The following is a 12,404-nucleotide window of genomic DNA, read 5'->3' as shown; positions in this document are numbered from 1 at the left end:
ATTAGAGCCTTTCTCAAATTGATGTCCTTTCTAAATTAAAGCCCTTTCCAATCATTCAGTACGATACCAAACCCGATAGAGGTATTTTCATGATTATAGTCAATGATCGACTCGCCATAGCCTTGGAATAGCTGAACCATACCATTAACATTCTCTGAGATAGGATAGATATAGTCGATTTGCGCAGCACCTTTGTTGGTACCTGGATTGTAGCGCAAGGTACCACTAATGCTCTGATCAGCCGGCAAATCGTACAAGAATTTGATATCACCGTAGCCCATGTAGTCTTCGATATCTGGATTATCGTCATCGCTACTACTTTCGTTATTTACTCGAGCCCATAGGCGCGGTATGACTGAGAGTCTGCCCCACTCTGCGCCCGCCATGAGGTAGGCACGATTCCATGAACGTGATAATGGATCATCTTGTCCATTCGAGTGATGGACAGCACCTGCGCCCAACATACGCAGACGTCCACCAAAAGGCAGATCTGCTGTCACAGGTTGGGTTAAGAATATTTCAGGTTGATAATCGGTAGCACGGAATGGACGCGAGTTGTCTTCGTTATAAACTTGCCAATGTGATTCTTGGGTATAGCCAAACCATAGATCAGCACTGGTATCAAACAAATCTTCTGCGACTTTTGTTTTTAGGGATAATTGGAACTTTAATTCAGTCTCGCGTATATCATTAGAATCAAAAGGATCTGTTTCTTGCGATGGTGTATTTGGATTCAAATTGGGATCGAAAGTATAAAATAATGGCAACAGATATGTCGGTCGATATGGTCTAACCGTCCAAGTACCACGCTCACTATTTTTGTCTAGGTCATAAGATAGACTGAGTGGCGAGAATTTTTCGATGTCTGTTTGAGTGACACCAACATTTTCTAAAATTTGCGCCTCGCTATTCGTTTCAGCATCTACTTCTACGTTGCCATCTGCCTTCAATTTGCTGGCAGCTGTTTGCTGATTAGTCATTAAAATGGTATCTGCATCTTCAACTGTCGTCCCACTCATCGCCGTTTGAGACTCAGCCAATATCACTTTTGGATTACCTGAGACCGTACTTTGAAAGGTTTTTGCCAAATCAATTGGTTGTTTGGTTGAGGTATAGCTTGGTGTCTTACCTTGTTCAGCTACTTTATCAAAACAAGCTAGGCGAGCAGCGCTAGATTGAACTTGCGTACATTCAGAAAACAGCTTGGCTTGCTGAGCAATAAATTCTTTGCTAATTATTTTGCCATTTTGTGTACTCATATCAGAAGATATCGCACTGTTATCGAGACTCTGTGATAGGTCAAGACCCTCATATTCAAACGCAGCTTCGGGTGCTGGCAGTTCGTTATAAGTCTGAGAATCATCAGCAGCTTGTACTTGTATCGCGGTACAACTCAACGCAAGCGCAACTGCAATACGAAGAGGCATATGCGCATTCTGGTAAGACGGCTGTTGGTGACGCTGAGTAATGGTATGGGCAAACATAAGTGTCCTTTATCTAACTAGCATTAGCGCTAGCAGAGTATATGAGGTAATTAATATGGCCATTAGCGTTATCGCTAAAATAGAATTGACTGAGCCTGTCAGCTAATCGCAGATATTAGGAGCGGAAAAATGACAATTAGCGCCCCTGCTGCATTGTTTCCTTATTGTAATGAAAATATAAGCACGATACTAGCTTTATCGATAGTTAAAATAAGCGTCTATCAATATAATCGCTTATATAACAAATACTTAATAAATATTCTATAGGATGAATTTAATGGCATCAAAAAAGCCAGCATACTTTTCTTAGTATACTGGCCTTCTTAATATTCTTAAGGATTTTCGAAATATCACACTGGTTTCTTAAGTGTTCATTGTTAAATGTTAGTTGTTCAACGCCGATAATGTCTGTTCAAATTCTGAGCGACCAATCTCACCCACTTGCTGATTTACTAGCTGACCATCAATATAATACAGTAACGCTGGTGGACCAAAGAGTTGGTAACGAGACAACACGGCTTTTGAGTCTGCTGTTGTTTCAGTTATGTCGAGCTTCACTAATTGCCAACCTTGCATCTGTGCTGGACGATTATGAAACAGGTTCTTGTCCATAATGCGGCACTCAATACACCACTCTGCTGTCAGATCGACAATGACATTCGGATTGGCTGCGACAATGGCATCTAGCTCTGCAAGCGTCGTGATCGTCTTATCAGTGGTGCTATCACTATTCACTGGTTGACCAGACGTTGACTGTACCATCATCGGTGCTGCACCCAATGACGCTAGTGGATGTAAGCTATCATCATTGCCCAATGCAGCGCCAACTATTAGGCAAGCCGCCCAAATACCAGCGATAAGGCTCAATGCTTGGGTCAGCATACGACCTTTACCTAGCCAACTCCATGCCCATGTTGCCACGACCATAAACCATAATGCCCACACCATCAGCATGACTGGCGATATAAACACGCGCTCAATCAATAGCAGTGCCACGGCAAACAGTAGTAAAGCAAAGCCTTGCTTGACCCAATTCATCCACTCGCCTGCCTTTGGCATAATCTTGCCTTGAGTCGCACCGATTAGGATAAGCGGCGCTGATAAACCAAAACCTAGCATGAATAAAGCGGCAAAGCCGAGCAACGGACTACCAATGGTAGAGACCGCCAATAATGCCCCAAATAATGGCGCAGAAACACAAGGTGACACGACTAGCGCTGATAAAAACCCAGCGATCAAACTGCCGCCTGTACTACCAAGCTTACTGTCACCTGCTTGGCTTAAGCCTTGCATCTTTCGACTGATCGCTTGTGGTAATCTAACACTGAAAAGACCCAGCATATATAGCGCCAGCAGTATGAAAACGATAGCAAAGCTGATGAGAATGATCGGGTTCTGCAGCCAGCCAATAATACCTAAAGACTCACCGAATACTGCAATGACAGCGCCCAAAATACCATAAGCAGTCGCTACCCCAATCGCGTAACTGGTGGTCAAGATGACACCGCGTTTGACCGTTGGGTTTTGTTCGCGGGCTACAATGTTGGCCACGATAGGTAACATCGGTAACACACATGGCGTCAAAGCTAAGCCTAAGCCTGCTAAAAATAATAGTACTAATGCCAACCAAGGGTGAGAGGCCAAACCAAAAGGATCGCTATCAACGAAACTGTTGTTTGATGCGTTTTCGCTATTGGCCGTCTCGCCTGTTACGCTGCTATTTGCTGCAGAAATCGTATTCGTCGCCGTACCACTATCTAAAGAATCATACTCTACAGTGCTGTCATCAATGAGATCATAATCAATAGCCCCATCGTCTGTCAGTGATTGCGCCTCATCAGGCGAAGTATTATCAAGAGCTGTTGAGCTTGCTTCCTCTGGTGTCGCCGTAGCACTATTCTCTGAATCGGTCGAGCTCGCACTACTCGCACTATCTGCTGATACCTGCGTCGATGCAGCCGCAATATCGACAGTCGTATTAATCTTTTCAGGTGGATAGCACAGTCCTGCTTTTGCACAGCCTTGCCAGCCGACGACGATAGCGGCACCATCTATACTCTTGCCACTATTGTTCGTCAGTATGGTGGTAGCGACCATATTCGCTTGGTCGAATACCAGTACTTTGCCAAAAGTCGGGTCATCTATCGAGTACGGTGTTTGGCTAAAGGTAAAAGGTGCAGCCGTCACGCCAGCGGGTAGCGTAAGCTTAATTTGCTTTTTATAGACGTAATGTTCAGGGGTGATATCGAAATTAATAGATAACCGCGTACCCGATTTGACAGGGGTACTATCTGTACTTACCTGAAACGCTTGATCCACTGGCAAAAACTTTGACTTCGACGAGCTTTCACTACTACCGAAAAGGTCGCCTAACCCTGCAGCTTGTACCGTTGATATTGCTGATAAACCTGTCAACAATGAGCCACTAGCGATAGCAAGCGCTAAAATATGTGATTTTTTCGAATGGGTAGATACGCTAAATGATGAAGACTTTGGTGATGTCTTGATGGACATGAATGGCTACCTATTATTACCGATATTTTAATCAATCTGCTCGATATTTATCTGCGTGTCGCAGCAATGTCTATCTTGGTTTTAACTTTTTCTGGTGGATAGCATAGCCCAGCCGTTGCACATCCTTGCCAACCAATAATAACAGGCGCGTTTTTGGCGCCCTTACCATTACTCGTCGTCAGTGTCGTGGTTGCAATGACGCTTCTTTGCGTAAATACAGGAACCTGACCAAAGGTCGGATCATTGATTGATACTGATGATTGATTAAAAGTGAACGGCGTGGCACTTATTCCTTTAGGGAAGCTCAACGTAAGCTTATCCTTGTAGACATAATGCCCTGGCGTAATTTCAAAACTGATCGACAACCGCGTGCCTTTGGAAGTCGCTTTGGTATTACTGACCACCTGGAAGGCTTCATCCACTGGTAAGAACTTTGATTGTGCCGAGGAGCTATTTTTAAATAAGTCATTTAACCCTGCTGCTTGTACACTGATCGATGTCATTGACAGAACCGTTACTAATGAAGTGCTTGCAACAGTTAGAACCAATTTATAAAGGTTTTTAGAAAAATATTTATTAGACTGTTGAATCGACATAGATGAGTACCTTTAATTGCAGTTTGCGATGACTATTTTGCTGAGCGCCTAGATATATTTATAGCACTGGCTATCAAACTTGTATTGAACAGCAGGCGATTTATCTACTGATAAAAAATATCAACCAATAAGAGAATATTGGTTGATATTTATAAATTGTTGAAAGTGCATGGATGAACGAATGTTTCATTCTACAAAGCTATATCAGTATCAGAATTTGTTCACTATACGTCTGTTATTAAGCCTTATAGCTGAGCATAAAGATCCGCATCTTGACCTTCACCACCTTGTTGACCATCAGCACCTAATGAAAATAAATCGTAAGGTCGCCCTTCACTACCTGGTGCAACATACTGCATCTCATTTTCCCAGCCATCGGTCGGATAGCCACCTTTAATATACCCACCTTCAGGATAGTTTTTTGCATCAGCTGGCGGTGTCGTAAGCGCCTCTAACCCTTGAGCAGTCGTCGGATAGCGGGAGTTATCAACCTTATACATATCTAACGCATTTGAGACAGTGGCAAGCGCCGTTTCAGTTGTTTTCACACGGGCCTTATCACTTTGACCAACTACTTTTGGTACCACTAATCCAGCAAGAATGGCTAGGATCACAATAACGACCATAATCTCGATAAGAGTGAATCCTGCTTGACCAGACTTTTTTATCGCACTGCGCCGCATAGCTGAAGAAGCGGTCTTATGGTCAGTTACAATATTTGAATGGGATTGCATATTCTGAATAGCACTTTTTGGCGTCATATTTACTTGGAATTTGTCAGTCATAGTCATCGCTTTGGTCATCACAGTTATGTAAATAGTAAAAGTGGCGTTCTATTGTGGCTCTCATCAATGATATATCAATGAGTTCTGAAACTATTGTCACTATAAACCATGGTTTTATTTTTATCCAGCGCTGCGCCTAGTTTGAGTTTGCTATTTCAGCCGAAGCTAAATATTGAATGACACCAACTGTATGACTATTGATTCGTGCTTACTATAGCGCGGTGCTGGCGTTTGCCATAGCAAAAATAGCGTTCGTTCAACAATATACAACAGTAAGCAAACCTTAAGAAAGCTAGTCCAAGGCTTAGCAAGCAAGTCAGGTGATATGAATAGAGTAAAAGAGAACTAAATAGAGGTTTTGGAGATAGGAAGCTGTCTGTATGTGAATAGCATAATGAATCATAGGCTAGCGACTGAACCTAGCCTGCTAAATCGTTCATATTAACGATAGGTAGCATAACCGCCATTACAATAATCATAACTACTACGCCCATCAACACCAGCATTAAAGGCTCAAGTAATGATAATAAGGTGCTGATAAAATTGGTTGCTTCTGCCTCCTGCATATTGGCGGCACGGCTCAGCATATTTTCAAGCTCGCCTGAGTTTTCTCCGCTTTTTATCATCTGTACCATCATCGGTGGAAAGTAAGTAGATTTCTCTAGTTGACTAGACAAGCTAGAGCCTTCTGTGACCCTATCAGCCGCAGTAATAATCGTTTTTTGGATATGTAAATTGGTCGTGACCGCAGCCCCAATATGTAATGCCTCAATCAGTGGCACCCCTGATCGTACTAGTATCGCAAGGGTACTGGCAAACCGCGCGGCATTCAGACCTTTGGACAATCTAGCTAGTATCGGCAATCTAAGCACCACGCTATCAATGGTTAATTTACCTGCTTGCGTTTGGGCAAAACGGTAGAATAAAAATGCGGTACTTGCCAATACCAGTAATATTAACCACCACCACTGAGTAATGATATTCGATAGCGTGAGAACGATTTGAGTAATTAAAGGCAGTGCTTGCTCAGACTGTTCAAAGACTTTGACAATTTTAGGCACGACGAAGCTCATCAGCCCCATAATTACCGCAATTGCCATTACCATCAGGACAATTGGATAGACCATAGCCCCTTGGATTTTCTTTTGGAGGGCAAAACGGTTTTCGGTGTAGTCTGCTAGCTGATTGAGGATAAGGTCAAGATGGCCAGATTTTTCGCCTGCAGCAATCGTAGCGATATATAACGGTGGAAAGCTAGCAGCTTGTTGCAGGGCACGTGCTAAGCTGAGCCCTTCCAAGACATGTGAGCGCACTGCAAGCATTAGGGATTTTATATGAGTCTTTGGAGATTGTTTAGCAACTGCTGCCAAGGTTTCTTCGAGTGGAATACCTGCTGCCAATAATACAGATAACTGACGTGTCAGCAATGCCAACTCGTATGCAGACGGTTTTTTGTAGCGGTTTTTGCTCTGACTCTGTCTGTCATTGACCGGGTTAACTTCAACGGGCGTCCATTGCTTATCACGCAGCTGCTGACGAATTTGCCGCGCAGAATCCCCCTCTAGCAAGCCTTTTTGGACAACGCCATGGTCGTCAAGCGCTTTGAAATGATAGGCAGGCATGGCAACAGATATCCTAAGAGGCTTATAGGTAGACAGTTATAATTTATGACTTAATAGAATTCTATTAATTTGACATTCAACGCTTAGAGCAGTGGCGTTGAGTCATTACTATCAGGCATTAAACCTTGTAATAATAAGACATCCAAATGCTGCTGCTGTAGCTTTTTATCAAAGTCATTGACCTCAGCGATTAGCATTCTTTCAATACGTTTATCACTCGCAAAAACACTCAAGCGCGCACAAATAACGGCTAACTGATAAATGCGTTTTTTGCAATAACCGTCAAGACCTTGTAATAGCCTAACCATATGCGGGGTTTCAAGACTGGCGTAATCATAGTCAGCCACGACTTGCTGTCCAAGGGCTGTGACGCCATAAGTGATCGACAAGTGAGCACAATAATAACAGCTGAATAAATAACCAACCACATGACCAATATAATAGCCTCGATCGTAGGTAAAGCTACTCACGCCAAAATGTCCAAGCACATAACTATTGAGGCTACCTTGGTCGCGAATTGGCTTGCCGTGCTTTAACTTACCGACCGTAGCAAAGCACAATGGATTGCGACCATCTTGAGTCGTCAGCTGCCAACCGGCGGGCTGCTGTGCAGGCATATGACGCACGATATCTGCAATAATGTCATCGACCACATGCAGCTGCTGCCAGAGTCTTTCGAGCGTATCCGTATCCATCAACCCACGTTTATCAAGCTGCTGCGCAAGTAAATATTGCTGATATTCCGCGAATTGCGGCTTCAGGGTTTGTACTAAGTAAGTAGGACGCGTATTGGCAGATGCCATATATAACAGCCGAGTACGCTCATGCTGAGCACGATAAAGCGCAACACGCTGCGTAGCGACATTAGTTTCTTGAGCCACAGGTTTTGCAGCTACTGTAAGACTATCGGATGACTCAGATATTACTGCTTCAGTTGCTACCGCCTCGATATCTGGCAAAGTAAACATCGTCAATAACGCCGCCTTATCAGGTGTCTCTACTGGCTCATTTTTCGGCGCATCTTTGCTGACATGCGGGTTCTCTATAGCAGTGTTTGTATCAACATTACTTTCTGTTTTAGCAGTTGCAGCAGCCTCTTGTTGGCCATTGCTTCCTGCATTTAGCTTTGCGGTCGGTTCAGTCATAACATACCATCAGCAACGAAAATAAACATCGTCTCGATCCTTTTATATGTCTATCGTATAAGGACATATAGCGCATTACAATATCAACGCTTTTGTCTCGACGACTCATCAACCCATAGTACCTGAACACAGACTCATTGTCAGCTGCCCTTAACTAAAATAGCCATAGCCAGTTAACAAAGGTTTTATAGATATGAGTGACTCAACGTTTATAAACAATATGTATTCACAAATTAAAAAAGCGCCAAGGACATATAAATGACCTTAGCGCTTATCGTCGAGATTCTATTTAAATAAACAGCAACTAGAGCTATGCAAGATTGTTCTGTCGATACTGCTGACGGTATGCTTTTGGCGAGACACCATACACACGTTTAAATGCCTGACTAAAAGTCGAATCTGAGGCGTAGCCCACCATTTCGCTGATACGGCTAATACTGTTTTGCTGTAAGCGTAAATAGCGAGCCGCCAATCGTAAGCGGTAATCAATCAGATAAGTCAGTGGCGGCATACCAACCGTGTCTTTAAAACGCTGTGCAAAGCTGGAACGCGACATCCCTGCCACTTCGGCAAGCTGATGAATGGTCCAGCTTTCACTCGGTGCCCCATGCATCGCGGCGAGCGCCTTGGTCAAAAAGGATCCTTCATGGCTTTAAGCCAATTTTCTGTAGCTTCAGGCAAGCTTTCGATATAGACGCGCAAACATTCAATCATCATGATGCTTGCCCAATGATTGATTACAGCCGTTTTACCCATACGCTCGCGCTCAGCTTCTAATGTCAGCAGCTTTATCTCTACATCAATCACTTCAAACCGACCGTCAGCAGCATCATTGAGCTCAGGTAATATCGGTGGCAGTACTGACAACAGAGGATTAATCATCTCTTTGTCGTACTTACATTCGATCAGTATCAAAGATGAATTGGAGTCTCCATCGCCATCGATATCAAGTGTACGCTCGGTGCAATTACTCAATAGTTCATCAAGCGACTCAGCAACATCGCCATGGTGATTGAGTGCGTAACTCACATGCTTGTGCGCATTCGGAATCATGATCATGTCGCCAGCGCGAGCTTCTCGTAGACCATTACCAACATCAATGCAAAAACCGCCAGACATTACTAAGTAAAATAAAATGGTGTCTTTTCTAGTAATAGAATAAGACCAATTGCCAGTGCCATTTAGACGATAATACTTAGTCTCAAATAAATGCACGTTTTGCAGCAATACACTCAGTGCGTCCATCAATCAATTCCTCAATAATGCAGATTAATAACGATTCATCTTAAAAAAATAATACTCTTAATAACAAGTTCTGTCGGTTTGCTCTATGCCAATACTTGCTCCAATAAATAATTTTTATTGGATAGTATGGATGTGATAACACTTAAGCATAATGCATCATTTAAAACGTCATGTCTATTTACTTATTAGAATTACTAAACAATAATAGAGTAGACACAGTCACGCTAGGTCTGAAGGAAAACCTATAGGCAATGTTGATAAGAATTTGGGGATTATCTAGTATTGAAGGTGCTATCAAACTCAATCTGTTTAATATTATAAAGATAATATAGAGATAAAATCGAATAGGCATAAAAAAATCGCCATCAAGGGCGAGTGCTATTACTTATATATTTTTAGATTAAGATATGATTTGTATGTAGGTACATACAGAATAAAATATGGGGCGACTGATGGGACTCGAACCCACGACAACCGAGATCACAACCCGGGGCTCTACCAACTGAGCTACAACCGCCATAACTATTGCCAAAGAATAGGCAAGATTTGCAGGCTAAATGGTGCGCCTGGCAGGATTCGAACCTGCGGCCACCTCCTTAGAAGGGAGATGCTCTATCCAGCTGAGCTACAGGCGCTCTTAGAGGACTTTTATATACTAAGTTTACTTTACGATATCAGAAACTAAACCGTTATACATAAAAAAGCCTGTAAGGCTCTTAAAATAGATGGTCGGAGTGATAGGATTCGAACCTACGACCCTCTGGTCCCAAACCAGATGCGCTACCAAACTGCGCCACACTCCGAAATTTTCTATTATCACGATAGTTTGTTAATTAACTCGTTGTTGGCAATGCCGCTAACTTGTTAATGTTCCTCGCTATCGAGGTGCACATATTAAGGGGTAAAGGCGATTGTGTCAACACCTATTTTCGATTAATTTCAAATAATCGCTAATTTTTTAAAATTACGTCAATTTCACCAAAATAGTGACAATAAGGCCCTTTTATTACTTACCTATCAATCAATCAATCAATCAATCAATCAATCAATCAATCAATCAATCAATCAATCAATCAATCAATCAATCAGTCAATCAATCAGTCAATCAATCAATCAGTCAATCAATCAGTCAGTCACGCTGTCATTGATAAAGATATTAATTTTTGTCCAAATGTGGATGTACTTCACCGTTGAGTGTACCTGTCAAAACATCAAACGGCATTAACCATAAATGGGCATTAATTGATTCATTGTTTTTAATATCACCGCTACTGTCGCTATCATTACTACCATAATGAGTTTGCTGCTTGAGCGCTACTGGCTGCCTATCACTACCTAGCACCGGATAAACCAACCAGACCTGCCTCGCCAAGTAAGCTTGTGCATAGCTGGTCAATTGATAAGCGTCGCTCGCACTAATTGCAGCAGCATGCGGTAAATATTTCCACTTAATATCGATGACATGACTGTAGTGACCTTTGGTTTTGTTTTTGGCTTCAGTTTGATGAGCTACTATATCGTTCTGGTTTTGGCAATCATCAGAGACGGTTTCAAATATCAGCAAATCAGGCCGTATAGATAAGCATGCTAGTCCTTCAGCATCATTTAGCCAGACACTCTGGGTTTGATAAAAAGGACGGTAATTACTACTAATCTGCTGAAACATCGATGCGATACGCTGACTTGCCCATTGCTCAAAAGCTTGATTCATATCAATCAATAAACACAATCTTAGCTGAGAGCAATTTTGTCTATTTGGATCAATACCGTTACCTGTCGTAGCTGTCGTCTGTTTCAATAACCAGTATGCCAAGTCTACTAACTGCTGCGCGGCGTGCAATTTTTGCTTTTGGAGTGGCTGAACGTCTAGCTGACGCTTCGCTTGAGCATATATTAATGCTATCTGCTGCATTTCGCGGTTGTTTAGCGTAGACACCTGCTGCCATGGCTGCAACAGTTTTGAAGAAATAAACTGGGTCAATAAAGGCATCAAGTAAACCAATGCACTCTTAATCAGCCGATTAGCCAACATGTCGTGACTTAATACGCTACTTTCACAGATGAACTTATGCGGTTGCATACTATTATGACGCAGTTGTTCTTTGATGAGCAGTCGACCTTGCAGGGATGCCTGATTTTCAATCTGAGCCTGATAATGCTTGGTTGGTTGATAATCCATTAAACGCTGCAAAAACTGCTCAATCAGCCAATCTGATATAGGCAATACTTTTAACGGTAAAGGAGTAGACTGGGAACTAAACTGACCGAAATTTTTCGTATTGGGTAGCTTACGATTGTTACGCGTATCAAGATTAATTAAATCCGATAGCATACCCTGTACCCAATGACGAGTCTGGACGATATCGCTAGACTGAGTAGACTGAGTAGACTGATTGAGCTTTGGCAGTATCTCAAGCGTTATGCCACTGGGTAGTAGAATAATCCCAATATAGTGCCCAACCTTAAGCTGCCACTGTCCTTGCTTACGCTTGATAGTAAATACTGCAAACTCTTGTGCCATTAGCCAATCGAAGTCAGACCTGTGCAAAAAATCATGCACGGTCAAACGTTGATGCTCAAACACGGTAATGCTATTCGTGGTGGCAATACTATTAGGGATACGAGTCTGACGACTGTTTGCCCTAACAGCGTGTTGCTTGACGTAATATTGATTATTCGTTATCACTGAACAGTCATCCTGCTAGTACAAACGCTGGTAGATAGCAGCATGATTAAACTCACCATCCCTAGCAATCAAATCGGCATTAATGGTATAGCTATTCATACTCATAGACTGACCAAGAAAAGAACCCTGCCCTGCAAACATTTGGTGTTCAGCGGAAGCATTGTTTTGGTTGCCCATCGGATTATACAAGTCGTCATTCATCAATGCTTGACTATCCTGTACGAACTGCTTACTCGTCGGTTGCTGCTCATCTCTAAAGATATACTGCAGCACCGTAATTTGACCACCAGCTGCTTGAGCCAATTGAGGAATAATTTGTTCGACGAG

The 12,404-nt window shown here is 42.6% G+C and carries 10 protein-coding genes and 3 tRNA genes; all 13 read right to left on the bottom strand.

The genetic code is table 11. The features are described from left to right. Positions 1 to 35: 35 nt before the first annotated feature. Positions 36 to 1,484 carry a phospholipase A gene (locus ACOBWA_RS01640; RefSeq protein ID WP_420230037.1) on the bottom strand — a complete coding sequence of 483 codons (1,449 nt, stop codon included), beginning with the start codon at positions 1,482 to 1,484 and terminating at the stop codon, positions 36 to 38. 384 nt (positions 1,485 to 1,868) lie between these two features. After that, positions 1,869 to 3,998 (bottom strand): protein-disulfide reductase DsbD, encoded by a 2,130-nt coding sequence (dsbD, locus tag ACOBWA_RS01635; protein ID WP_420230036.1) that lies wholly within the window; start codon positions 3,996 to 3,998, stop codon positions 1,869 to 1,871. Between the two features lie 47 nt (positions 3,999 to 4,045). Beyond that, a complete protein-coding gene (locus ACOBWA_RS01630; protein WP_420230035.1) occupies positions 4,046 to 4,501 on the bottom strand; it encodes a protein-disulfide reductase DsbD domain-containing protein in 456 nt (151 codons plus the stop codon). A gap of 338 nt (positions 4,502 to 4,839) precedes the next feature. After that, entirely contained in the window at positions 4,840 to 5,277 is a 438-nt protein-coding gene (gene gspG / locus ACOBWA_RS01625) for a type II secretion system major pseudopilin GspG (RefSeq protein ID WP_102078113.1), read from the bottom strand. A gap of 521 nt (positions 5,278 to 5,798) precedes the next feature. After that, the gene (gspF, locus tag ACOBWA_RS01620; protein ID WP_057758190.1) at positions 5,799 to 7,001 is read right to left on the bottom strand and encodes a type II secretion system inner membrane protein GspF; all 1,203 of its coding nucleotides are present in this window, start codon (positions 6,999 to 7,001) and stop codon (positions 5,799 to 5,801) included. 83 nt (positions 7,002 to 7,084) lie between these two features. Further along, complete coding sequence (locus ACOBWA_RS01615; protein ID WP_420230034.1) at positions 7,085 to 8,146, bottom strand: hypothetical protein; 1,062 nt, start codon at positions 8,144 to 8,146, stop codon at positions 7,085 to 7,087. A gap of 310 nt (positions 8,147 to 8,456) precedes the next feature. After that, positions 8,457 to 8,780 carry a helix-turn-helix transcriptional regulator gene (locus tag ACOBWA_RS01610; protein WP_420230033.1) on the bottom strand — a complete coding sequence of 108 codons (324 nt, stop codon included), beginning with the start codon at positions 8,778 to 8,780 and terminating at the stop codon, positions 8,457 to 8,459. Then, positions 8,777 to 9,391, bottom strand: a complete 615-nt coding sequence (locus ACOBWA_RS01605) for a cupin domain-containing protein (RefSeq protein WP_420230032.1) — start codon at positions 9,389 to 9,391, stop codon at positions 8,777 to 8,779. The genes ACOBWA_RS01610 and ACOBWA_RS01605 overlap by 4 nt, the downstream gene beginning before the upstream one ends. 441 nt (positions 9,392 to 9,832) lie before the next feature. Continuing rightward, positions 9,833 to 9,908, bottom strand: a tRNA-His gene (locus ACOBWA_RS01600). Positions 9,909 to 9,949: 41 nt separating this feature from the next. Continuing rightward, positions 9,950 to 10,026: transfer RNA gene (locus tag ACOBWA_RS01595), tRNA-Arg, on the bottom strand. Positions 10,027 to 10,117: 91 nt separating this feature from the next. Next, positions 10,118 to 10,194: transfer RNA gene (locus ACOBWA_RS01590), tRNA-Pro, on the bottom strand. A 353-nt stretch (positions 10,195 to 10,547) separates the two neighbouring features. Beyond that, positions 10,548 to 12,077 (bottom strand): McrC family protein, encoded by a 1,530-nt coding sequence (locus ACOBWA_RS01585; protein WP_420230031.1) that lies wholly within the window; start codon positions 12,075 to 12,077, stop codon positions 10,548 to 10,550. Between the two features lie 15 nt (positions 12,078 to 12,092). Beyond that, a complete protein-coding gene (locus ACOBWA_RS01580; protein ID WP_420230030.1) occupies positions 12,093 to 12,380 on the bottom strand; it encodes a hypothetical protein in 288 nt (95 codons plus the stop codon). Positions 12,381 to 12,404 lie beyond the last annotated feature (24 nt).

It is taken from the genome of Psychrobacter sp. ER1 (assembly GCF_048631835.1).
Classification (GTDB): domain Bacteria; phylum Pseudomonadota; class Gammaproteobacteria; order Pseudomonadales; family Moraxellaceae; genus Psychrobacter.
This window is presented reverse-complemented; position numbering and strand designations above follow the sequence as displayed.

Coding starts and splice junctions, on each gene's coding strand:
- ACOBWA_RS01640 (WP_420230037.1), bottom strand. CDS start 1,484: ATGTTTGCCCATACCATTACTCAGCGTCACCAACAGCCGTCTTACCAG.
- dsbD (WP_420230036.1), bottom strand. CDS start 3,998: ATGTCCATCAAGACATCACCAAAGTCTTCATCATTTAGCGTATCTACC.
- ACOBWA_RS01630 (WP_420230035.1), bottom strand. CDS start 4,501: ATGACATCGATCAGTGTACAAGCAGCAGGGTTAAATGACTTATTTAAA.
- gspG (WP_102078113.1), bottom strand. CDS start 5,277: ATGCGGCGCAGTGCGATAAAAAAGTCTGGTCAAGCAGGATTCACTCTT.
- gspF (WP_057758190.1), bottom strand. CDS start 7,001: ATGCCTGCCTATCATTTCAAAGCGCTTGACGACCATGGCGTTGTCCAA.
- ACOBWA_RS01615 (WP_420230034.1), bottom strand. CDS start 8,146: ATGACTGAACCGACCGCAAAGCTAAATGCAGGAAGCAATGGCCAACAA.
- ACOBWA_RS01605 (WP_420230032.1), bottom strand. CDS start 9,391: ATGGACGCACTGAGTGTATTGCTGCAAAACGTGCATTTATTTGAGACT.